Annotated in this window: 19 protein-coding genes; 8 read left to right on the top strand and 11 right to left on the bottom strand. The window is 71.8% G+C overall.

The window, feature by feature from the left end:
• The first annotated feature begins 126 nt into the window (after window positions 1-126).
• The 3 genes from ACZ7L1_RS27055 (at window position 127) to ACZ7L1_RS27065 (ending at window position 2,809) form a co-directional block, all read left to right on the top strand.
• The gene (locus ACZ7L1_RS27055; RefSeq protein WP_471440611.1) at window positions 127-1,602 is read left to right on the top strand and encodes an SDR family NAD(P)-dependent oxidoreductase; all 1,476 of its coding nucleotides are present in this window, start codon (window positions 127-129) and stop codon (window positions 1,600-1,602) included.
• A 99-nt stretch (window positions 1,603-1,701) separates the two neighbouring features.
• A complete protein-coding gene (locus tag ACZ7L1_RS27060) occupies window positions 1,702-1,938 on the top strand; it encodes a hypothetical protein (protein ID WP_471440612.1) in 237 nt (78 codons plus the stop codon).
• Window positions 1,939-2,107: 169 nt separating this feature from the next.
• Window positions 2,108-2,809: a nucleotidyltransferase domain-containing protein gene (locus tag ACZ7L1_RS27065; protein WP_471440613.1), complete on the top strand. Its 702-nt coding sequence runs from the start codon at window positions 2,108-2,110 to the stop codon at window positions 2,807-2,809.
• Window positions 2,810-2,933: 124 nt separating this feature from the next.
• Here the strand turns inward: ACZ7L1_RS27065 and ACZ7L1_RS27070 are convergent, their stop codons facing one another.
• A complete protein-coding gene (locus tag ACZ7L1_RS27070) occupies window positions 2,934-3,419 on the bottom strand; it encodes a hypothetical protein (RefSeq protein WP_471440614.1) in 486 nt (161 codons plus the stop codon).
• A 482-nt stretch (window positions 3,420-3,901) separates the two neighbouring features.
• Here ACZ7L1_RS27070 and ACZ7L1_RS27075 point away from each other — a divergent pair, with 482 nt between their 5' ends.
• The 4 genes from ACZ7L1_RS27075 to ACZ7L1_RS27090 all read left to right on the top strand — a co-directional run bounded on the left by ACZ7L1_RS27075 (window position 3,902) and on the right by ACZ7L1_RS27090 (window position 7,190).
• Entirely contained in the window at window positions 3,902-4,078 is a 177-nt protein-coding gene (locus tag ACZ7L1_RS27075) for a hypothetical protein (RefSeq protein ID WP_471440615.1), read from the top strand.
• Between the two features lie 53 nt (window positions 4,079-4,131).
• Window positions 4,132-4,614 carry a GNAT family N-acetyltransferase gene (locus ACZ7L1_RS27080; protein ID WP_471440616.1) on the top strand — a complete coding sequence of 161 codons (483 nt, stop codon included), beginning with the start codon at window positions 4,132-4,134 and terminating at the stop codon, window positions 4,612-4,614.
• A gap of 121 nt (window positions 4,615-4,735) precedes the next feature.
• The gene (locus ACZ7L1_RS27085; protein ID WP_471440617.1) at window positions 4,736-5,620 is read left to right on the top strand and encodes an SDR family oxidoreductase; all 885 of its coding nucleotides are present in this window, start codon (window positions 4,736-4,738) and stop codon (window positions 5,618-5,620) included.
• 43 nt (window positions 5,621-5,663) lie between these two features.
• The gene (locus ACZ7L1_RS27090) at window positions 5,664-7,190 is read left to right on the top strand and encodes an FAD-dependent oxidoreductase (protein WP_471440618.1); all 1,527 of its coding nucleotides are present in this window, start codon (window positions 5,664-5,666) and stop codon (window positions 7,188-7,190) included.
• A 69-nt stretch (window positions 7,191-7,259) separates the two neighbouring features.
• Here ACZ7L1_RS27090 and ACZ7L1_RS27095 read toward each other — a convergent pair whose 3' ends face one another.
• From ACZ7L1_RS27095 to ACZ7L1_RS27110, 4 genes are all read right to left on the bottom strand, one after another.
• Window positions 7,260-7,628: a TraR/DksA family transcriptional regulator gene (locus tag ACZ7L1_RS27095; RefSeq protein ID WP_471440619.1), complete on the bottom strand. Its 369-nt coding sequence runs from the start codon at window positions 7,626-7,628 to the stop codon at window positions 7,260-7,262.
• Window positions 7,629-7,662: 34 nt separating this feature from the next.
• A complete protein-coding gene (locus ACZ7L1_RS27100) occupies window positions 7,663-8,850 on the bottom strand; it encodes an alcohol dehydrogenase catalytic domain-containing protein (protein WP_471440620.1) in 1,188 nt (395 codons plus the stop codon).
• A gap of 118 nt (window positions 8,851-8,968) precedes the next feature.
• Window positions 8,969-11,257: a catalase gene (locus tag ACZ7L1_RS27105; protein ID WP_471440621.1), complete on the bottom strand. Its 2,289-nt coding sequence runs from the start codon at window positions 11,255-11,257 to the stop codon at window positions 8,969-8,971.
• Between the two features lie 180 nt (window positions 11,258-11,437).
• Window positions 11,438-11,611, bottom strand: coding sequence for a hypothetical protein (locus ACZ7L1_RS27110; protein WP_471440622.1), 174 nt, complete (start codon window positions 11,609-11,611; stop codon window positions 11,438-11,440).
• 241 nt (window positions 11,612-11,852) lie between these two features.
• Between ACZ7L1_RS27110 and ACZ7L1_RS27115 the strand changes: the two genes are divergently transcribed.
• Entirely contained in the window at window positions 11,853-12,272 is a 420-nt protein-coding gene (locus ACZ7L1_RS27115; protein ID WP_471440685.1) for a CBS domain-containing protein, read from the top strand.
• Between the two features lie 9 nt (window positions 12,273-12,281).
• Here the strand turns inward: ACZ7L1_RS27115 and ACZ7L1_RS27120 are convergent, their stop codons facing one another.
• From ACZ7L1_RS27120 to ACZ7L1_RS27145, 6 genes are all read right to left on the bottom strand, one after another.
• A complete protein-coding gene (locus tag ACZ7L1_RS27120; protein WP_471440623.1) occupies window positions 12,282-13,658 on the bottom strand; it encodes an amidase in 1,377 nt (458 codons plus the stop codon).
• A 142-nt stretch (window positions 13,659-13,800) separates the two neighbouring features.
• A complete protein-coding gene (locus ACZ7L1_RS27125) occupies window positions 13,801-15,984 on the bottom strand; it encodes an alpha-galactosidase (protein ID WP_471440624.1) in 2,184 nt (727 codons plus the stop codon).
• Window positions 15,985-16,072: 88 nt separating this feature from the next.
• The gene (locus ACZ7L1_RS27130; RefSeq protein WP_471440625.1) at window positions 16,073-17,434 is read right to left on the bottom strand and encodes an ABC transporter substrate-binding protein; all 1,362 of its coding nucleotides are present in this window, start codon (window positions 17,432-17,434) and stop codon (window positions 16,073-16,075) included.
• 15 nt (window positions 17,435-17,449) lie between these two features.
• Window positions 17,450-18,466 (bottom strand): acetylxylan esterase, encoded by a 1,017-nt coding sequence (locus tag ACZ7L1_RS27135; protein ID WP_471440626.1) that lies wholly within the window; start codon window positions 18,464-18,466, stop codon window positions 17,450-17,452.
• Window positions 18,460-20,877 carry a glycosyl hydrolase family 95 catalytic domain-containing protein gene (locus ACZ7L1_RS27140; RefSeq protein ID WP_471440627.1) on the bottom strand — a complete coding sequence of 806 codons (2,418 nt, stop codon included), beginning with the start codon at window positions 20,875-20,877 and terminating at the stop codon, window positions 18,460-18,462. Before ACZ7L1_RS27140 ends, ACZ7L1_RS27135 begins: the two co-directional genes overlap by 7 nt.
• Window positions 20,878-20,909: 32 nt before the next feature.
• Window positions 20,910-21,845: a carbohydrate ABC transporter permease gene (locus ACZ7L1_RS27145; RefSeq protein ID WP_471440628.1), complete on the bottom strand. Its 936-nt coding sequence runs from the start codon at window positions 21,843-21,845 to the stop codon at window positions 20,910-20,912.
• Window positions 21,846-21,851: the final 6 nt, after the last annotated feature.

The raw sequence follows: 21,851 nt of genomic DNA on the forward strand, positions 1-21,851 counted from the left end.
CGCCGGCGGGGGACTTCGACTCGATCATCGCCGGTTTGGTGACCTGCCCCGCCGCTCCGTAAAATTCCCCGTTCGGAGGCGAGCGCGGTCGGAGCGCTGCGCGGGAGAGCGAGGAACGGCAGCGCGATGACGGTGACCAAGGACGGCCCGGCGGCCATGGACGAGGTGGCGTACGGGCCCGGCATCGACCCGGAGCGGCTCGCCGTCTGCCTCAGCGTGCTCGAGGAACTGGACAAGCTCGACGTCGACCACCCCGACGCGATCAAGGTGCGCCGCGCCACATCGCACATCTACCGCACGGTCAAGCAGCGCCGCCGCCAGGAGCGCCGCGCCGCCAAGACCGCCCACGACAAGACGGTCACCGAGGCCACCGCCACCGGCTCCGCGCTGCGCATCGACGACGAGACCGAGGGCATCCTGCCGTCCTCGGCCACCGAGGCCGGCCGGATCGCGGGGATACTCCAGCGCCCCCGCTCCTGCTACGTCTGCAAGACCCGCTTCGTCGAGGTCGACTACTTCTACCACCAGCTCTGCCAGAAGTGCGCCGCCGAGAACCGGGCCCGCCGCGACGCCCGGGCCGACCTCACCGGCAAGCGCGCCCTGCTGACCGGTGGCCGCGCCAAGATCGGCATGTACATCGCGCTGCGTCTGCTGCGCGACGGCGCCCACACCACGATCACCACGCGCTTCCCGAACGACGCGATCCGCCGCTTCAAGGCCCAGCCCGACAGCGACGAGTGGATCCACCGGCTGAAGATCGTCGGCATCGATCTGCGCGACCCGGCCCAGGTGGTGGCGCTCGCCGACTCCGTGGCCGCCGAGGGACCGCTGGACATCCTGATCAACAACGCGGCGCAGACCGTACGCCGCTCCCCGCAGGCCTACAGCGAACTGGTGGCAGCCGAGTCCGCCCCGCTCCCGGCGGGCGAGCTGCCGGCCGCCGAGGTCATCGGCACGTTCGGCTCGGGGGCCGTGGCCGCGCTGCCCGTGGCCGGCGGCGGCGCGCTGACCGCGCAGGACGTCACCGACCTCGCGCTGGTCTCCGGCTCGGCGTCCCTGGAACGCATCGCGGCCGGTACGGCCATCGACGCGGGCGGCCTCGTCCCCGACCTGCACGACACCAACAGCTGGGTGCAGACGGTCGAGGAGGTCACGCCCATCGAGCTGCTCGAGGTCCAGCTGTGCAACTCGACGGCGCCCTTCATCCTGATCAGCCGCCTGCGCCCGGCGATGGCGGCGTCGCAGGCCCGCCGGACCTACATCGTGAACGTCTCCGCCATGGAGGGCGTCTTCAGCCGCGGCTACAAGGGCGCCGGCCACCCGCACACCAACATGGCCAAGGCCGCCCTGAACATGCTCACCCGCACCAGCGCCCAGGAGATGTTCGAGAAGGACGGCATCCTGATGACCGCCGTCGACACCGGCTGGATCACGGACGAGCGCCCGCATCCGGACAAGGTGCGCCTGGCGGACGCGGGCTTCCACGCGCCGCTCGACCTCGTGGACGGCGCGGCCCGGGTATACGATCCGATTGTGCGCGGCGAACAGGGCGAGGACCTGTACGGCGTCTTCCTGAAGGACTACGCGCCGGGGAAGTGGTGAGCCCGGAAGCGACCCGAAGGCGGTGACGCGGCGCCCTTGACGCGTCATCCGGCGCCGGCCGGGAACTCGTCCTCGACGAGCACCGCGCAAGGAGGTCCCATGATGTCCACTCCACATGAGATCGATCCCCGTGCCGCCGGTGATCCCCGCAACGTCTACCCGAGCGACGAGCAGTTCTACATGTCCGATCGTCCGGCGGACTGCGTCCTGCCGGAGGACCGGCCGCGCGGCGGCGGCCCCACCGAGCCGGTGAGGCACCGCAGCTCCTGGGCCACCGTCATGATGATCGTCGGCATCGTCCTGTTGATCATTTTCGGGATCGCGCTGTTTCCCTGAGCCACTGCCGGTCCTCTACTGCGTACGCCCCGGAGGCTGAGGCTCCGGGGCGTACTGCGAAAACCCTTCGCCGTGGTCCCGCCCCGGCGGTTAACGTCCCGCCATGACTTGAGTCCCCACTGACTGCTGCCGCCCCGGCGCAGCGTGAGAACCAGGGAAGGCGGCGACCGTGACCGTCCCGAACGTCCTGCTGTCCGGCATCGTCGGGTCCACCGCGTACGGGCTCGCCCACGAGGGCTCCGACGTCGACCGGCTCGGCCTGTTCGCGGCGCCCACGGAGCGGCTGCACGGACTGCACCCGCCCAAGGAGTCCCATGTCTCCACCGCCCCGGACCGCACCCTGCACGAGGCCGCGAAGTGGTGCCGGCTCGCGCTCGGCGGCAATCCGACCGCGATGGAACTGGTGTGGCTCCCGGACGAGTTGTACGAGGTGCGCACCGCGCTCGGCGACGAGCTGATCGGCATCCGGACGTCCTTCCTGTGTGCCAAGCGCGTCCGTGACGCCTATCTCGGCTACGCCACTCGGCAGTTCCGTCGCCTGGAGTCCCGGGGGGACGGCTCCTTCTCCGCCGACACCCGCAGACGCACCGCCAAACACGCCCGCCACCTCAAGCGGCTCTGCCACCAGGGCCTGGAGCTGTACACCACCGGGCGCCTGACCCTCCGCGTGGCGAACCCGCAGGAGTACCACGAGTTCGGCGAGCGCGTGGCCACCGACCCGACGGTCGCTCTGCCCCTGCTCCGCTTCTACGAGGACGCCTTCGGCGAGGCACGCGCCGCGCTGCCGGAACGGCCCGACGAGACGGCCGTCGAGGCATGGCTGCGCCGTGTCCGCGCCCACTTCTACGCGCCCGGTGCGCTGGCCGCTTGACGCCCTGCGCCCAGGAGTACGAGGCCGCCATGAGGGCACGGCATGGCGCCCGTGCGGACCGGAGCCGATGGCGACAAAGGCCAGGACTGCCCACAGACGGCGCGCCCCCGGCAGCGTGTCGCGTTCAGTCCACGGCCTCCAGGCGGGCGTGTCGTGCCGCCACGAGTTCCAGCACCGTCCGCCAGTCCTCCAGCACGCCCGCGTCCAGGCCCGCCACCTCGGCCGCCTCGTTCGCCTGCCGCAGGATGACGGCGTCGCCGGCCAGCGGGTCGCCTTCGAACTCGGCGGCCTCCGCGGGCGTGAGCGGCCCGTCCTGCCCCTGCAGGCGTACGAGACGGGAGATCCTTTCGCCGAGCAGCGGCCGTACCGCGTCGGCCGCGAGGTCGGCGCGCCCGGCGCCGTCGCCCCGCCCCAGCAGCCGGCCGATGCCATGCACCAGCCCGGCCACCTGGAGTTCCTTGTCCGCGGGGTGACTTCGGCGCAGCAGGGCGGCGGTCTGCAAGGCGTGTTCGTGCACGTCGACCGGCCGTCCGCTGCCGCCGGGGGTGTTCCGCGCGCCCCGGCAGGCGTGCAGCAGGTCCATCAGCTCCTCGACGCTGCGCAGCTCCATGCGTCAGTCCTCCCGCGAGAAAAGCCGTTGCCGGCCGTCAGCAGATCAGGGTGAGCTTGCGTACCGGCCAACGGGACCTGAACTGAGCACCGTGCGCGCCGGTCCGTACACCTGCCGTACCGGTCAGCGGTTCGAGGAGGGGACCGAACGGGTGGCCGCGAACCATGCTGAACACGGCTGAAACGGTGGAAAACCTGGCCGCATGGAGCTGTACGACTCAAGACAGTTACACGGTTGTTTCAGCCCCATCGAGCGGGAGTCCGCTCATTTGGTTAACCTGAGGTGTACGGACAGCCTTTGGGGTCCTACCCACACCCACGGTCCGTCCCGGGACAGGTCGGTCACCACGGCCTGCCCTCGTACGAGTTGCCGGCGCCACCGCGTCCGACCTTTCTGAACTCATACCCGACCGGACGTCGAGGGCACAGCGGCACACTGGACCGGAACGTCCTGAGGGTTACCCGACACATAAGGAGTGCGCGGTGACACCGGAGAAGACGCATCACGAACAGCGCCCCAAGGAACGCCTGGAGCGCGGGGGTCGTCGTATCGAGAAGAAGCTCGGCAGCTTGGACGTGTGGGCCCGTTCCGCGCCCATCCGGCTGGCCGGTTACGAGGACGACCTCGCCGAGCCGCACATCCTGCCCAGCGTGGACTGATCCGTAGGACCCGTCATGATCACTGACGGCATGGGCGTGTCAGACTCACGCCCATGCTGATCAGAGAAGCCGCGGTCGGCGACTGGCCGCGCATCTGGCCGTTCTGGCACCGGATCGTCGCCGCCGGGGAGACCTACACCTGGGACCCGGACACCTCCGAGGAGGTGGCCCGCGCCCTGTGGATGGCGCCGGCCAAATGTGTGTACGTCGCGGAGGACGACTCCGGAGCGGTCGTCGGCTCGGCCTACGTGACGCCCAACTACGGCGGCCCCGCGGCCGGTATCGCCAACGCCGGTTTCATGGTGGACCCCGACCACGCGGGACAGGGCATCGGCCGGGCTCTCGCCGAGTACATCCTGGCCGCGGCCAAGGTCCAGGGCTACCGGGGCATGGTGTTCAACGCGGTCGTCGAGACGAACCCCGCGGTGGCGCTGTGGACGTCCCTCGGTTTCGCGATCGTGGGCACCGTTCCGGACGCGTACGACCACCCCCGGTTCGGGAGGGTGGGGCTGCACGTCATGTACCGGGCGCTATAGGGACCCGGGCTGTAGGGACACTCTCAACCGAACGGCTGTCCGTGAATGGTGTGTTCGATGTGTCTGGTTCGAAGCGGCCGGGCATGTGTCGATCCCGCCCGGTGGGGGGACTCGACGCACCGTGAACGACAACGCACCTCAGCACCCCGGACAGCAGCATCCCCAACCGGAATTCCCCCAGCAGGACCAGCCGCACCCGGGCTGGACCGGCCCGATGGACCCGCCGCCGGACCACGGGGAGGACTCCTACCGCGGCAGCGGCCTCCTCACGGACCGGAAGGCCGTCATCACCGGCGGCGACTCCGGGATCGGACGCGCCGTCGCACTCGCCTACGCGCGGGAGGGCGCGGACGTCCTGTTCACCCATCTGGAGCAGGAGAGCGGCGAGGCCCGTGAGACGGCGCGTCTGGTCGAGGACGCGGGCCGCAAGGCGGTCCCGGTGTCCTGCGACATCCGTGACGAGGAGCAGTGCGACCGGCTGATCGAACGGGCGCTCTCCGAGTTCGGGCGCATCGACGTCCTGGTCAACAACGCCGCGTACCAGATGGCCCAGTCCGACGGCATCCAGGCCATCACCACCGAGCAGTTCGACCGGGTGATGCGGACGAACCTCTACGGGATGTTCTGGCTGTGCAAGAAGGCGCTGCCGCACATCCCGCCCGGCGGATCGATCATCAACACCACGTCCGTCCAGGCGTACAAGCCCAGTCCGCACCTGCTCGACTACGCCACGACCAAGGGCGCCATCGTCACCTTCACGCAGGGCCTGGCGCAGATGGTCGCCTCCGACGGCATCCGGGTGAACGCGGTGGCCCCGGGGCCCGTGTGGACCCCGCTGATCCCGGCGACGCTCCCGGACACCACCAACTTCGGCAAGCAGGCACCTTTGGGCAGGCCCGCCCAGCCGGCCGAGATCGCTCCCGCGTACGTCTTCCTCGCCTCGCAGCACGCGAGCTACATCACCGCCGAGATCGTCAACGCCACGGGCGGCACGCCGCTGCCCTGACCGGCCGCGCTTCGACGACCCGTCCCGGGGAACTCGGTGCGCCATGAGTGACCACACCGGCACGCAGACGTCGTACTGGATCGAAACGGCACCCGGAGTTCCCCGGCCCGCCCTCACCGAGGACATCACCGTCGACGTGGCCGTCGTCGGAGGCGGGGTGGCGGGCCTGAGCACCGCCTGGGAGGTGGCGCGCGGCGGCCGCAGCGTCGCCGTGCTGGAGGCCGGACGCCTCGCCGAGGGCGTCACCGGGTACACGACCGCCAAGCTCTCCGCGCTGCACTCCCTCGTCTACCAGCGACTGCGCCGCACCCGGGGCGCCGACGGCGCGCGACTGTACGGCCGCTCCCAGCTGGAGGCGATCGGCCGCGCCGCCGAGCTGGTGGACGAACTCGGCATCGACTGCGACTGGGAGACCGCACCGGCGTTCACCTACGCGACGGACCACGACCGCGTGTCCGAGCTGCGCACCGAGGCGGAGGCCGCGCGGGAGGCGGGGCTGCCCGCCGAGTTCGTCACCGACACGGATCTGCCCTTTCCCGTGGCGGGCGCGGTGAGGGTGGCCGACCAGGTGCAGTTCCACCCGCGCAAGTACCTCCTCGCGCTCGCCGAGGCGCTGGAGCGCGGTGGCGGGCAGTTGTACGAGCACACCCGCGTGGTCGGACTGCACGAAGGCGAGCCCTGCCGCCTGACCACCGAGGCCGGGCACACGGTCACGGCACGGGACGTCGTGGTGGCCACCCATTACCCGATCTTCGACCGCGCGATGCTCTTCGCCCGGCTCTCGCCGCGCCGCGAGGTCGTGCTGACGGCACCGATCGAGGCCGGACGTGCGCCGCAGGGCATGTACATCACTCCCGAGGAGAACACGCGGTCGATCCGCACCACGCCCTACCAGGACGGCATGCGTCTGTTGATCGTTACCGGCGAGCACTTCACGCCGGGTACCTCCGACACCGGGGACCACCTCACCCGACTGGCCGACTGGGCCACCGAGCACTTCGGGCCCCTGGAGTTCAGGCACCGCTGGGCCACCCAGGACAACGACTCCTCGGACACCGTGCCGCTCGTAGGGCCCCTGCACCCGGCGAGCCACCACACCTACGTCGCCACGGGCTTCGGCGGCTGGGGACTCAGCGGGGGCGTCATGGCGGGTCTCCTGCTGTCCGCGCTGATCGACGGGCGCGAGCCGCCGTGGGCGCGGTTGTACGACCCGCGCCGGGTCGGCACGGTCCTGAGGGAGGCGCCCGCCTTCCTCAGGTACCAGGCGAAGGTCACGCAGCACTTCGTGGGTGACCGTCTGGCACCGTTCATCGGCGGCGGCTCGGTCGACGACGTCGCCCCGGGAGAGGGCGCGGTGCTGCGCGTCGGCGGCCATGTGTGCGCCGTGTCGCGGGACGACTCGGGGCAGCTGCACGCCGTGTCGGCGCGCTGCACCCACCTGGGCTGCCTCGTCGCGTTCAACCGCACCGAGCAGGCCTGGGAGTGCCCCTGCCACGGTTCCCGCTTCGACGTCGACGGACGCGTCCTGCAGGGCCCGGCCGTACGGCCGCTGGAGCAGCGGGACGTCTGACCGGGCCCGGCTTCGGGCGGACGGGCCCGGCTTCGGGCGGACGGGCCCGGCTTCGGGCGGACGCCGGCTTCACAGCCCGGCGTCCGTCCCCGTCCGTGCGCAGGCGATGCAGAGGTCCGTGTGCGGTACCGCCAGCAGACGGTCGCGGCCGATCTCGCCACCGCAGGCCGTGCACCGGCCGAAGCCGGGGGCCCCCACCCGGGACAGGGTGGTGAGGATCCGGTCGAGCAGCGTCCGGGCGCGCTCGGTGTCCGTGCGCAGGCTCTCGAGGGCGGCCGTCTTCGCGCTGGCGTCGCCCGCGTCCAGGTCGCAGTCCGCGGACAGGGCGGACATCTGCGCCTCGGCCGCCGCGAGCTCCACGCGCAGCGCGTCCGCCTCTGCGGTCAGCTTCTCGGCGATGTCACGCAGGTCCTCGGTCGACAGTTCCTTCGTCGGCATGGGTACATCACCTCGGGCTCGGTCCTCACCACGGTCACGGCTTGAGCAGGGTCTTGACCATGCCGTCCTCCTTGGCCTGGAACATCGCGTACGCCTTGGGGCCGTCCTCGAGCGGCATGGCGTGCGTCTTGAAGCCGTCCACGCCGAGAGGGTCCTCGTCCGTGAGCAGGGGCAGGATGTCCTCCACCCAGTTCCAGACGTTCGCCTGGCCCATGCGCACCTGGACCTGCTTGTCGAACATGGTCAACAGGGGCATGGGGCTCGCGGCCCCGCCGTACACCCCGGAGACGGACAGGGTGCCGCCGCGGCGTACCAGGTCGATGGCCGTGTGCAGGGCCCCGAGCCGGTCCACTCCGGCGTGCTCCATCAGCGGTTGCGCCACCGCGTCGGGCAGATGACCGGTCAGCCACTGCGCGGCCTTGGCGAACGGCGCGCCGTGCGCCTCCATGCCGACGGCGTCGATCACGCTGTCCGGTCCCCGCCCGCCGGTCAGCTCCCGCACGGCCTCGGTCAGGTCCTCGCCGCTGTGCCGGCGGAGGTCGAAGCAGGTGACCCCGTGCGCCGCGGCGCGCTCCAGCCGCTCGTCCACCAGGTCCACGCCGATGACCAGACCGGCGCCCCGGTGCCGGGCGATCCGGGTGCACATGTCGCCGATGGGCCCGAGGCCCAGGACGGCCACGCTGCCGCCCTCGGGCACCGCCGCGTACTCCACCGCCTGCCACGCGGTCGGCAGCACGTCGGACAGGTACACATACCGGTCGTCCGGCGGCCCCTCGGGCACCTTGATGGGCAGCCTGTCGCCGAACGGCACCCGCATCAGCTCCGCCTGCCCGCCCGGCACCTGTCCGTACAGCTTGGTGTACCCGAACAGGGCGGCGCCGGTGCCGCGCTCGCGGACCTGGGTCGTCTCGCACTGCGAGTGCAGGCCCTGGTTGCACATGAAACAGTCACGGCATGAGACGTTGAACGGGATGACCACCCGGTCGCCCGGCCCGAGTGTGCGAACCTGCGGCCCGACCTCCTCCACGATGCCCATGGGTTCGTGGCCCAGGACGTCGCCCGGGTCGATGTAGGGACCGAAGAGTTCGTACAGGTGGAGGTCGGAACCGCAGATCCCGCTGGACGTGACCCTGACGATGACGTCGCCGGGCTTCTCGATCCGGGGGTCCGGGACGGTCTCCACGCGGACATCGCGTCGGCCCTGCCAGGTCAGTGCTCGCATGTTCTGCTCCTCCGGTCCTGTCGCATGGCGGGATCGCACCGGTGTTCCGAGTACCGGGCTCCCGGTCCGAGTCCCCGGGGCGCCCGGTTCGACACACCGACGTGGGGGCCGACCGCGGTCACACGCGGGAGGCGAACCGCTCCCAGACACGGTGCTTCGTCAGCAGCCCGGTGATCTGCTGCAGCGCGTCGGAACCGGTCTGGGCGGTCACCACTCCGGGAGCGTCCGTGGGCACACCGGCCGCCTGGAGCGCGGCCTCGGCGCCGGCCCAGCCGCCGATCGCCTTGCCGTGCCGGAAGGCCTCCGCCAGCATCAGCAGCACCCGGGGATCGACGCTGCCGTCGGCTCCGGGCTCCCCGGCCTTCGCGTCGCGTGCGCCGTACGCGTCGGGGGCGGGCGCCGGAGCGCCGGCCACCAGCACGGCGTCGTACTCGACGGACCGGGCGGTGGCGAAGCTGCGCTGGACGGTGATGGGCTCGCCCTCCGGGTCGAGCTTTCCGCCGGTGGGAGCGATGACCAGCGGCACCATGCCCGCGGTGAACACCGCCTCCCGCACCGTGCGCAGACCGTCCAGGTCGGTGCCGCCGTCGGTGACGACACCGATGATGCGCCCGTCCAGCGGCCAGGTCCGGCCCACCTGCGACAGGGCGGGACTGGGGTCGACCGCGACGATCGGCACGCCGGCCTCGGGCGCGGGCAGACCGAGGCCGACGGCGACCTGTTCGCACAGCTCGGGGTCGATGTTGGCCAGTACCCGCAGCCCTCGTTCCTTGACGGCCTGTTCGTAGCATTTGCCGAGTTCGAAGGTGTAGGCGGCGACCAGGTGTTCCCGCTCCACCGGGCTCAGGCTCAGCCAGAACATCCTCGGCTGGGTGAAGTGGTCCGCGAAGGACGCCGGCGCCGTACGGGACTTCGTCGCCTCGGGTATCCGCACCGGAGCCTCGACGTACGCGTGGTCGCCGGCGCCCCCGAGGTCGCCCGTGCCCGCGACGAACGGGCAGCCGCCGTCGAGGGAGTTGGGCCGGTAGGGGGCCACCCCGGTGTGCACGGCGGTCTGGTGCATGCCGTCGCGCAGCATGTCGTTCACCGGGGCGTGCGGGCGGTTCACCGGGATCTGCGCGAAGTTGGGTCCGCCCAGGCGGGTGATCTGGGTGTCCAGGTAGGAGAAGAGGCGGCCGGCCAGCAGCGGGTCGTCGGTGATGTCGATACCGGGCACGAGATGGCCGGGGTGGAAGGCGACCTGTTCGGTCTCGGCGAAGAAGTTCGACGGGTTGGCGTTGAGGGTGAGCAGACCGACCGGCTGCACCGGGGCCAGTTCCTCGGGGACGATGTTCGTCGGGTCCAGCAGATCGATGCCCCCGAAGGTCTGTTCGGGGGTGTCCGGGAAGGTCTGGATGCCCAGCTCCCACTGGGGATACGCGCCCGCCTCGATCGCGTCGGCCAGGTCGCGCCGGTGGAAGTCCGGGTCCGTACCGCCGATGAGCTGGGCCTCCTCCCACACCAGGGAGTGCACGCCGAGCCTCGGCTTCCAGTGGAACTTCACCAGTGTCGTGGCGCCCTCGGCGTCGACCAGCCGGAAGGTGTGGACGCCGAAGCCCTCCATCATCCGAAACGAGCGCGGAATGCCCCGGTCGGACATGTTCCACATCGTGTGGAACGTGGCCTCGGTGTGCAGGGTCACGAAGTCCCAGAACGTGTCGTGCGCGCTCTGCGCCTGCGGGATCTCCCGGTCGGGGTGCGGCTTCGCGGCGTGGACGACGTCCGGGAACTTGATCGCGTCCTGGATGAAGAACACCGGGATGTTGTTGCCGACCAGGTCGAAGACGCCCTCGCCGGTGTAGAACTTGGTCGCGAAACCCCGGGTGTCACGCACGGTGTCGGCCGACCCCCGGGAGCCGAGCACCGTGGAGAACCGTACGAACACCGGTGTCTCGACGTCCCGCTGGAGGAAGGCAGCCCTGGTGACGTTCGCGGCGGTGCCGTAGCTCTGGAAGACCCCGTGGGCCGCCGCGCCGCGGGCATGGACGACCCGCTCGGGGATGCGCTCGTGGTCGAAGTGGGTGATCTTCTCGCGCAGATGGTGGTCCTGGAGCAGGACAGGCCCGCGCTCACCGGCCTTCAGGGAGTGGTCCGTGTCGTGGAGGCGGTTGCCCTGCGCGGTGGTGAGGTAGGGGCCGCCTTGGGCGCGCGCCGTCGGGTCCGCCTCCGTGGGGCGGCCGGTCGGGCTGACCGCGACCGGGGTCGTCTGGTCGGGCTTGGGCGGCAGCGGCGGCCTGGGCTCGGTCGGCTCGGCCACCTCGGGCGGCTCGGCGCCGGGCCTGCCGGGGATGCCGCCGTCCGCCTGCCCGTCGCCCCGCAGCGCGTCGACCACCTTGTCCTTCATGCCTTTGACCGGGTTCTCGCTCATGTGGTTGCCGCCTTCCGGGCGTGAAGTCCACGCGGCGAAACGGGCAGGGCAGGGGGACGCCCTCCCGCGCCCACGGAGGAAGCGCCGCGCGCTCGCGTTCGCTCGCCCCGCCTGGGTACCCACGCCCTCGTCGGTGAAGCGTGTACGCGGCAGCCAAATGGCCCGGTCGTTCTTCGGCCCTCAGTCCTCGCCCCGGACGATGTTTCCCTCGGGGTCGCGGCGCGGCCAGGGCCTCTTCCCGTCGTCGACAGCCGGCACACAGGTGCGCAGGCGGTTGTCGCGCAGGCGACGGGCCTGCGCCCAACCGGTCTCGAGCGGGCGGACGACGGGCTTCTCACTTGGCTGTACGGTCACGACAGTTCATCTTCCTTCTGCATCCTCGAGCGCCGGGCCTCGTCTCACCGGGGCCTCACGGCGCTTGTTGACCGAGTCCCCAGTGACGGCCTGAGGAAACGGGCCGTGGTGACGTGCGCCGCCCTTCTGCGGAACACCCCGTGCGTACCGGCCGAAACGACGGGTGAGGCGTCGGGTTCGCCGGGTACCCGGCGGCCGAGCGCGGTGACCGCCACCGCAGCGATGCGCGAAGGGAGACATGATGGCCCAGCACGTACGCGACATCATGACCGCCGCACCCGTGACGGTCGAACCGCAGACCTCGGTGGCGACCGTGGCCCAGGTGATGCGCGACCAGAACATCGGCGCGGTCCTCGTGACGGAGGGCGACCGGCTGCGCGGGCTGGTCAGCGACCGCGACCTGGTGGTGCGCACGGTCGCGGAGGGAGCGGACCCGCGGGAGACCACGGTGGATCGCGCGTGCAGCGGCGACCTGGTCACCGTGAGCCCCGAGGACGAACTGGACCGCGCGGTACGGTTGATGCGCGAGCACTCCGTGCGCCGTGTCCCGGTCGTCGAGAACGGGGAGCCCGTGGGCATCGTGTCCCTCGGCGACCTGGCCATCGAGCGGGACCCGGAGTCGGCGCTTGGTGACATCAGCGTCGCGAAGTCCAACCAGTAGGACGGGTGTTCAACCGGCCGGCTCGGAGCGTGTGGCACCGCCCCGGCCCAGCGGGGCGGTGCGCCGCCAGGGCCGCAGGGACTCCAACTGGCCCGCCATCGCCAGCAGTTCCCGCTCCGAGCCCGGCCGTCCCACCAGCTGCACCGCGCAGGGCGTGCCGTTCGGGAGGGTGTCGAACGGCACCGACATCGCCGGCCAGCCCGTGAGGTTCCACGGCGGGGTCATGGGGGAGTAGGCGGTGTTCGTCAGCAGGTTGCGCAGCCAGCCGCGCTCGTGCCAGGAATCGGCGACGGGGCCGCGACGGGCGAGCGCCGGGGTGAGCAGCACGTCGTGCGCGGCGAAGAACGGTTCGAGGAGCCGGCGCAGTTGCCCGCGGCGGTCACCGGACCGCACGCTCCCGACGAAACGCCGCCCCACCGCCGCGTGCACCCGGGTACGCCGGGCCAGTCGCTGCGGATCGAGGCCCTCCGCGTCCACCGCCGTACCCGCCGTCCAGTGCGCCAGTGACGTCGTGCCCAGCCACCAGGGGTACGGCGGCTCGTCCGGACGCACGTCGTGACCCGCCCTCGACAGCAGTGCGGCCGCCGCGCGGGCCGCGTCCGCGTACGGGCGGCTCACGGTGACGCCGAGCAGGGGGCTGCGCAGGGAGAACGCGATCCTGCGCGGCGCGGTTCCCGAAGCCTGGTCCTCGCCTGTCCCCGCCAGAACGCCGAACACCAACCGTGCGTCCTCGACCGTCGTCGCCAGCGGGCCGTTCTCGGACATGCCGAACCAGTCGCCGTTGCCGATGCCCGCGGGGATCACGCCGTGGCCGGGCTTGATGGTGACGAGCCCGCAGTTCGCGGCCGGGATGCGCAGCGACCCCATCCCGTCGTTGCCGAGCGCGACCGGCACCATCCCGGCGGCCACCGCCGCCGCGCTGCCGCCGGAGGAGCCCCCCGCCGTGCGCGTCAGGTCCCACGGGTTCCGGGCGGTCCCGTGCACCCCTTCCGTGGTGCCGAAGACGCACAGCTCCGGCACGTTGGTCAGACCCACCACCACCGCGCCCGCCGCGCGCAGCCGGGCCACCGTGACATGGTCCCGTTCGGCGGGCGTGTCGGGGGTGGCGGCCGAGCCGTTGCGCGTCGACTCGCCGCGCACCGCCAGATTGTCCTTGACCGCCACGGGAACGCCCGCCAGCGGCAGATCGGCCAGCTCCGCGCGCTCCGCGACCTCGTCGGCCTCGGCGAGCGCCGCCTGCGTGCGGACCCGGCGGAAGGCGCCGACGCGGCCGTCCAGCTCCTCGATCCGCGCGAGGTGCTCCGCCACCACCTCCCGCGGGGTGACCCGCTTCTCCCGTACGGCGGCGGCGATCTCGGCGGCGGTCCGGCCGACCCAGCTGGTCACGGGCGCTCCCTGTCGGTGCTCGGCGTGGTTGGCGCATGAGCGTACTGGCGAGTACGAGCAGCACTGTGCCCTGCGGGCGGCGCCACGTCGAGAGCCCGAGGGAGACTTGTCACCAGGGTCACCCTCGGACGACCCGTCCCTGTCACTGGTCGTTCCGCCGGACCTCCAGCAGCAGCGCCTGGTCCGGGTTGAGGTTGGGCATGGGCAGTCCGGCCACCGTGAGCACCGCACCGGGCAGCGTCAGCCAGTCATCCAGCGCGGCGGTCAGCCATGCCGGCCCGGACGTCTGGTGGAAGGACGGCAGCCCCAGCTCGGTACGGACCCGTACCCGGTAGGTAGCGTCGGCGGCGAGTCCGGGCAGCTGCACCCGCCCGGACTGCCCCTCGGGCGAGGTGGCCACCCGGGCCCAGCAGTACAGCGCGGCCGCACCGTCGTGCGCCACGACCCCGTGCAGCAGGGTGGCGTCACCGGCGAGGTCGGCGCGGACCGTGCGGCCGCCGTGCAGCAAGGGACGCAGTTCGCGGTAGAGCGCGGCCCAGGCGGTGAGCCGGCCGAGTTCCTCGGGGTTGCACCGGGTGATGTCCTGTTCGATACCGGCATGCCCGAACAGGGCCGTGGTCAGCCGAAACGCGTCGGAGCTGACCCGGGCGGTGGTGTGGCTGGTGCCGGAGCCGACATGGGCGCCGACCAGCTCGGGCGGCAGCAGTTGCGCCGTCCACCGCTGGATCATCTGTCGCTCCACCGGATCGTTGCAGTCCGAGGCCCACACCCGGTCGGTGCGGGCCAGAATGCCCAGGTCGATCCGGCCGCCGCCGCTGGCGCAGCTCTCGATCTCCAGCCCGGGGTGGCGCTCCTTGAGGGCGTCGATCAGCCGGTAGAGAGCGAGGACCTGGGCGTGCGCGACCGGGCGGTCGGCGCCGCTGTGCACGGCCTCGTGGAGCTCCCGGTTGTGGTCCCACTTCAGATAGGCGATGCCGTACTTCTCCACCAGGACGTCCAGCGCGCCCAGGAGGTAGTCCCATACCTGCGGGTTGGCCAGGTCCAGGACGTGCTGGTGCCGGGAGGACGGGCCGACGCCGCGCGCCGGGCCGAGGACCCAGTCGGGGTGTTCCCTGGCCAGGTCGGAGTCCAGGTTGACCATCTCCGGCTCGACCCACAACCCGAACTCCATGCCGAGCGAGCGCACATGGTCCACCAGCGGCGTCAGCCCCTCGGGCCACACCACCGGGTCCACCGTCCAGTCGCCCAGCCCGGCGTTGTCCGAGCGGCGCCCGCGGAACCAGCCGTCGTCGAGTACGAAACGCTCGACACCGACCTCGGCGGCCTTGTCGGCCAGCCGCAGCAGCCGGTCCAGATCGTGGTCGAAGTACACCGCCTCCCAGCTGTTGAGGATCAGCGGGCGGGGGGTGCGCGGATGCGCGGGTCGGGCCCGCAGCAGGGTGTGGAAACGGTCCGCGAGCCCGTCCAGGCCCTGATCGGACCAGGTGAAGTGGCACACCGGCGTGATGTACGACTCACCGGGGGCGAGCCGGATCTCCCCGGGCCGCAGCAGCTCGCCGCCGCCGAGCACCGCGGCGTGGGTGCCCGCGCCCTCCGGCAACTGCTCGACCAGATACCGCTGGTCACCGCTCCAGGCGAGGTGCACCCCCCACACCTCGCCCTGGCGGAAACCGAACCCCGGCACGCCGACCGTCACCAGGTACGGCGAGTCCAGGCCGGGTTTGCCGCGCCGCACCTCGCGGGCGTACGTCCCGAAGCCGAGCGGGCGGCGCTGCGGGGAGCGCTCCCGGCTCCACTTGCCGGTGAAGTCCAGGATCTCCGCGGCCCGGCGGGGCAACGGCAGCATCGTGGTGACCTGCGCGAGGTCGTACGGCTCCGGGGCGGCGTCCGCCCGGCGGCCGATCCGCGTCCGCACGCCCAGGACGCCGGAGGGCTCCAGGCGGTAGGTGACGGTGACGTCGAGTCCGGCTCCGGGGTCGGTGAGGTCCAGGGACAGCTCCCCGCCCTCGGCCTGCGGGCGGTACGACGCTCCGGCCAGGCTGAGCCGCGGTGCGGCGGCGGTACCGGCCAGATGGCCCTGGTGGGCGGGGGTGCCGGACCAGCCGTCCGCCTCGGTGGGCCAGACGGTGAACCGGCGCGGGACGTCGATGGAGTTGTTCAGCACGGCGGGCTCACCGGTCAGGGCGAGCGCAGTCAGGCCGGCCTCCGACAGGTCGCCCAGGTCGGCTCCCCAGTGCAGGACTCTGGGCACCGGCTCGGCGAGCTCGACGACGAGTGAGGTGCCGGCCGCGCGCAGGGCCAGGATCCGCGCGGTGGTGTCGGGCATGCAGAGTCCTTTCATGGCTCCGGCCCGCCGGACGGGCCCTGCTCGTGGGCCGCGTCCGGCGCCCGGACAACCGGTTGCCTTCGGTGGTTCAGCTCTTCGCGAGCAGCGTCCTGCTCTTGTCCCGCATGTCCGTGAACACGGAGTCGTCCTTCTGACCCGCGAAGTACGCCTCGAACAACGGCTCCAGCGCGTCCTGCAGGGCGGCACCGTTGCCGTAGACCGGGGAGGGGTAGAGGGCCTTGTTCTTCATCATGTCGGTGAAGACGGACAGGTCCACACCCTTGGCGGCCAGCGCCTTGGCCGAGGAGTCCATGGCGGCCGGGATCGACGGGAAGAATGTACCTGTCTGCGAAGCCTTCGACTGGCAGGACTCGGAGCCCATGTAGGAAACCCACTGCCAGGTCAGGTCCGGGTTCTTGGTGCCGGCCCAGATGTTGTTGCCGTTGGAGTTGCTGAGCACGGCCCTGGTCCGGCCGTCGGGGCCGTAGGGGGTGGGGGCGATGCCGACCTTCAGGTTCGGGATCTTCACGAAGGTCGCGGCCTCCCACGAGCCGGCGCTCTCCATGGCGACCTTGCCGGACGACAGCAGGTCCACATCACTGACACTGTTGGCGAAGTCACCGATCTTCGGTGCGTAGCCCTTGTTCGTCAGCGAGCGGATCCAGTCCATGGTCTTCACGAACCGCGGGTCGGTGTAGTTGAACACCGTCGGCCAGGTGGGTTTGTCACCCAGGCGCCAGCCCGTGGTGTCCACCAGCGGGCTCCAGGTGGTCTGGCCGATGAAGTCCTTGGCCGCGACCTGCCCGTAGCCGTAGGTCTTGACGTGCGCCTTGTCGAAGCCCGGCTGGTCGCCACGGCGCCCCTTGGCGTCGATCGTCAGGTGGGCGATCATCCTGCCCAGCGTGCCGCCGTCGTCGGGGTTCCAGGTCAGCGACTCGACGTCCTTCTTGCTGTACCCGGCCTTGACCAGCGCGTCCGCGTTGTAGTAGACGCCGGTCGCCGCCCAGTCCAGTGGCAGCGCGTACTGCTTGCCGTCGGTGAACTTCCAGGCCTCCACGCCGACCGAGAAGCGGGACAGGTCGAACTTGTCCTTGGCGATGAAGTCGTCCAACGGCATCAGCTGGTGCTGGGACGCGTACGCCTGGAAGAACTGGACGCTGTTCTGGAAGGCGTCGGGCGCGCTGCCGGCCACGAACCCGGCGGTCAGCTTGGTGAAGTAGTCCGCCACGTTGTACTGGGAGATCTTCACCGTGACACCGGGATGGGCCTTCTCGAAGTCAGTGGCGCACACCTGGTACGCGGCGGCCTGCTTGTCGTCCCATGTCCACCAGTTGACGGTCCTGGAACCGCCGCCGGCGGATGAGCCGGAGGAGCAGGCGGAGACCACTGCGGCGAGGGTGACCGTGGCGCCCAGCGCGACGGCCCTGCGCAGTCGCGGCACTTTTCTCATCGTTCCTTCTTTCCTTCAGGACACAGGGGCGGGGGACGGCACCCCTGGCGGACGGGACGACGTCTTCAGGAGCGCGCCGAACGCGCTCAGTGCGGTGGCAAGGTCCTCGGGGCCGCCGGCGTCATGGCCGTTGAACTCCCACAGCCGCAGCTGCTTGGGCCCGGCGTAGGCGTGGTACGCGGCGATCGCCGTGACCGGTGGGCACACCTCGTCGCGCAGCCCGGCGGAGAACCAGGCGGGGGCCGTGGCCCGGCGGGCGAAGGCGAGCCCGTCGAAGTAGCCGAGCGTCTCGAAGGTCTGCTCGACCAGGTTCCGGCGGGCGGCGAGATAGCCGACGATCTCGGCATAGGGCTCCGCGTCGGTGAGCCGGGTGGCCTGCCGGATGTCGCACAGGAAGGGCGCCTGGAAGTGGGCGGCCGCGAGGCCGGGTACGAGTCCGGCGACCGCGAGTGCGATTCCGCCGCCCTGGCTGGGGCCGACGACGGCGACTTCGGCCGGGTCCACCAGATCGGCCCGGCCGCGCAGTGCCTCCACGGCGCGGACGGCATCGGTGAAGACGCGCCGGTAGACGTAGGTGGTCCGGTCCTCGATGCCGCGGGTGAGGAAGCCCGGATACGCCGGGCCGCTGCCGACCGGGTCGGGCGTGCCGCCGCCGCCCGCCCAGGCGCCGCCCTGACCGCGGGCGTCCACCAGCAGATGGGCGTATCCGGCCGACGCCCACAGCAGGTCGTCGATGGGCGCGCCGCGCCCGCTGCCGTAGCCGTGGAACTGCACGACGGCGGGCAGGGGGCCGGTCCGCCGCCGGGGCATGCGCAGCCAGCCGCGGACCGGGTGCCCGTCGAAGCCCGGGAAGACGGCGTCGAAGACGTCCACGGTCTTAAGACCGGTCGGCACCGGCGTGAGGTCCAGCGCGGCCTCCTGCCGGGCACGGGCCTCGGCGAGGGTGTCCTCCCAGAAGACGTCGAAGTCGGCGGGCTCCCGGTAGGCGCTGCGGTAGGAGAACAACTCGGGCAGATCCTGCTCGGTCAGCACGGCACCGGCTCCCCCCGCGGGCACAGGTCCGCGTCGAGGGTGACCTGCGTTCTGGCCGGGACGCGCACGATGACGCCGCGGTCCCGGTGGCGGACCCGGACCGGCTCGGCGTCGTCGCCGGCGAGCCGGCGCACCGTGACCGAGGTCAGCGCGCCGCCGCTCCAGGCGAAGTCGGCCGCGAGGCCACCGCGGCAGCGCAGGTCCCTGGCCTCGCCGTCCGGCCACTCGGCGGGCAGGGCCGGCAGCAGGTGGAGAGTGCCGGTGTGGCTCTGCAGCACCATCTCGGTGAGGGCGGCCGTGAAGCCGAAGTTGCCGTCGATCTGGAAGGGCGGATGGGTGGAGAAGAGGTTGGGCAGCAGTCCGCCCCAACGTGATCCGTCGACCGGGGCGTCGGCGCCGGGGTCGCCGCCGAGCGGGCGGCTCGCCTCCAGCAGAAGGCCGCGTGCGGTGCCGGCGTCGCGCAGCCGGGCCCGCAGAGCGATCTTCCACGCCCAGGACCAGCCCATGGCGCCCGGGCCTCGGCGGTCCAGGGACCTCAGTGCGGCCTCGGCCGGTTCGGGGGTGGTGTCGGGATCGATGAGACCGAGCGGGTACACGACGGACAGATGGGAGAGGTGACGGTGGTGCGGGTCGGCCTCCGGCAGGTCCTCGGCCCACTCCTGGAGCCGGCCGTCGGCGGAGATCCGCGGCGGACGCAGCCTGGGCAGCGCGGCGCGGATCTCGACGGCCAACGGGGTGTCCACGCCGAGGATGTCGGCCGCCTTCAGGGCGCGCTCGAAGGTGGCCCGGGTCAGCGCCATGTCCAACGCCGACGAGCGGGTCAGTGACCTGGGGGTGCCGTCCGCGTCCAGGAAGAGGTTCTCGGGGGAGGTCGAGGGGAGGGTGTCGAGGTGTCCGGTGCCGTCGTCGACCAGCCAGTCGAGCAGGAACTCGGCGCAGCCGCTGAGCAGCGGCCAGGCCCGCTCTCGCAGGAAGTCCAGGTCGCGGGTGAAGTCGTAGTGGTCCCACAGGTGCTGGGACAGCCAGGCGCCGCCCATCATCCAGATCGCCCACGAGGGGTTGCCGTGACCCATGCCGACCGGCAGCGCCCAGCCCCAGGCGTCGCTGTTGTGGTGCGCCACCCAGCCTCGGGCGCCGTACAGCTGCCGCGCCACCTCGCTGCCCTGGGCGGCGAGCCGGTCGAGCAGGTCGAACAGCGGCTCGTGGCAGGCGGCGAGGCCGGCGGCTTCCGCACCCCAGTAGTTCATCTGGGTGTTGATGTTGAGGGTGTAGTTGGACGACCAGGCGGGGCGCGGGTCGGCGTTCCAGATGCCCTGGAGGTTGGCCGGGGGACCGGCGTGCGGGCGGGAGGCGGTGGCCAGCAGATACCGGCCGAGCTGGAACAGCACGGTGGCGGTGAGGCGTTCGTCGTCCCCGCTGAGGATGTCGCGCGCCACGTCGTGGGTGCCGCCGCGCCGGCCGCCGATGCGCAGGGCGGTGCCGCCGAGGAGGCCGCGCAGATCGGCTTCGTGGGCCTTGAGCAGATCCTCGGCGCCCTGGACGGCGGCGCCCGTGGCCGTCCGCGCAGCGGTCCGAAGGTGGGTGGCGCGGTCCGCGGTGGGCTGTGCGTGCCAGTGGCAGGCGGCGTTGGTGGAACTGGCGAGGGTGACCAGGACGTGCGACGCGCCCGAGACGAGCAGGCTGCCGTCCGCCACGGTCACCTCGCCGTCGGTGCTCAGGGCGAGGGCGAGCGCGCCGAAGGGGTCGTAGCCGTCGACGGGTCCGTCGGCGTATCGCAGGGGTTCGGCGACATCGGGTTCGTGGGCGGGCGCGCCGTCCACCGGTATCTCCACGCCCAGGGTGAGCCCGCGGACGGTGGCCGACCGGTGCGCCTCCCGCAGCGGGGTGGACAGTTCGACGCGCAGATCCACGGTGCCGCCCGCCGCGTCCACCGTCGCGCACAGGGTGCCCGTCGTGGCGTCGGCCCAGACCCGGCGCTGCACCGCCGTGCCGTCGAGGTCGAAGCGTTCCTCGGCCACCGCGGTGTCGAGGTTGAGGGTCCGACCGCGGTAGGCGGCCCGCTCGCCGCCGGACACGGTCAGCCACAGGTCGGCGTAGGGCAGGTACTCCTGGCTGTACGGCCCCTCGAAGGCCATCAGCAGCGCCTCAGCCCGGTCCTGGTCGCCGGAGCGGAGCGCGGCGCGGACCTCCTCGAGCCGCCGCGGTCCGGCGCCGGCCGCGCGGACCGCGGCGAGGGCGGCGGCCGGGCCGCCGGGGGTTCCGGACCACACGGTGGAGTCGTTGAGCTGGATCCGGGCCCGGTGGGCGCCGCCGAAGACCATCGCGCCGAGCCGGCCGTTGCCGACGGGCGCGGCCTCGGTCCACTCGGCCGCGGGCGCGGGCCATCGCAGCACCAGGTCGGAAGAGTGCATGGCTGAGCCGTCCAATCGAGGTGGGGAGCCGGTCACTTCAGGCCGGAGAAGCCGATGGAGTTGACGACGCGCTTGCCGAAGGCGATGAAGAGCAGCAGCATCGGCAGCGCCGCGATGAGCGCGGCGGCCATCAGCCCCGCCCAGTCCGGTGCGGCCTGCGGCGAGGACTGCTTGAAGACCCCGAGCGCGAGGGTCAGCGGCTGCACGTTCTGCCCGTTGGTGATCAGCAGCGGCCAGAAGTAGTCGTTCCAGGCGTTGACGAACATCAGCAGCGACACGGTGGCGAGCGGTGCGGACGACATCGGCAGGATGATCCGCAAGAAGATCCGCAGCGGTCCGGCGCCGTCGATGATGGCGGCCTCCTCGACCTCGTTGCTCAGGCCCAGCATGAACTGCCGCAGGAAGAACAGCGTGAACGCCTGGAAGAGGCCGCCGGGCAGGATCAGCCCGGCGAAGGTGTTGGTGAGCCCGAGGTCCTTCACGAGGACGAAGTTGGGCAGCAGCGTGAACACGCCGGGCACCATCAGGGCGCTGATCAGGACGTTGAACACCAGGTTGCGGCCGCGCCAGTGCAGCCGGGAGAAGGCGTAGGCGGCGCACGCGGAGAACAGCACGATCAGCGCCGTCTGCACGGACGCGTAGATCAGCGAGTTGCGCAGGTACAACGCGATGTCGAGGGAGGCGCCGGAGCCGCCCTGGGCCTGCGCCTCGGCGGTGGAGGCGATGCCGAGGGCCCGCTCGAACGCGCCCCAGGTGAAGCCGACCGGCAGCGGGGAGGAGGGGTTGGTGGCCAGCTTGTAGTTGTTCGACAGGGCGGTGCGCAGGATCCAGTAGAACGGGAAGAGGGTGGCCACGACGATGACGCCGAGGTAGAGCCAGGCCGCGATCTGGCCGGGTGAGAACCTGCGGGTGTCCTGGCGGGGCCGGCGCGGGACGGACGTCCGGCCGGGCGCGAGGGTGACGGCCACGTCGGC

The sequence above is a fragment of the Streptomyces sp. NPDC107546 genome (assembly GCF_055639175.1).

Bases quoted from the DNA above. Each gene is read 5' to 3' on its own strand.
- ACZ7L1_RS27105 (WP_471440621.1), bottom strand. From the start codon at position 11,257: ATGAGCGAGAACCCGGTCAAAGGCATGAAGGACAAGGTGGTCGACGCG.
- ACZ7L1_RS27090 (WP_471440618.1), top strand. From the start codon at position 5,664: ATGAGTGACCACACCGGCACGCAGACGTCGTACTGGATCGAAACGGCA.
- ACZ7L1_RS27100 (WP_471440620.1), bottom strand. From the start codon at position 8,850: ATGCGAGCACTGACCTGGCAGGGCCGACGCGATGTCCGCGTGGAGACC.
- ACZ7L1_RS27140 (WP_471440627.1), bottom strand. From the start codon at position 20,877: ATGCACTCTTCCGACCTGGTGCTGCGATGGCCCGCGCCCGCGGCCGAG.
- ACZ7L1_RS27070 (WP_471440614.1), bottom strand. From the start codon at position 3,419: ATGGAGCTGCGCAGCGTCGAGGAGCTGATGGACCTGCTGCACGCCTGC.
- ACZ7L1_RS27125 (WP_471440624.1), bottom strand. From the start codon at position 15,984: ATGCCCGACACCACCGCGCGGATCCTGGCCCTGCGCGCGGCCGGCACC.
- ACZ7L1_RS27060 (WP_471440612.1), top strand. From the start codon at position 1,702: ATGATGTCCACTCCACATGAGATCGATCCCCGTGCCGCCGGTGATCCC.
- ACZ7L1_RS27095 (WP_471440619.1), bottom strand. From the start codon at position 7,628: ATGCCGACGAAGGAACTGTCGACCGAGGACCTGCGTGACATCGCCGAG.
- ACZ7L1_RS27115 (WP_471440685.1), top strand. From the start codon at position 11,853: ATGGCCCAGCACGTACGCGACATCATGACCGCCGCACCCGTGACGGTC.
- ACZ7L1_RS27130 (WP_471440625.1), bottom strand. From the start codon at position 17,434: ATGAGAAAAGTGCCGCGACTGCGCAGGGCCGTCGCGCTGGGCGCCACG.
- ACZ7L1_RS27055 (WP_471440611.1), top strand. From the start codon at position 127: ATGACGGTGACCAAGGACGGCCCGGCGGCCATGGACGAGGTGGCGTAC.
- ACZ7L1_RS27080 (WP_471440616.1), top strand. From the start codon at position 4,132: ATGCTGATCAGAGAAGCCGCGGTCGGCGACTGGCCGCGCATCTGGCCG.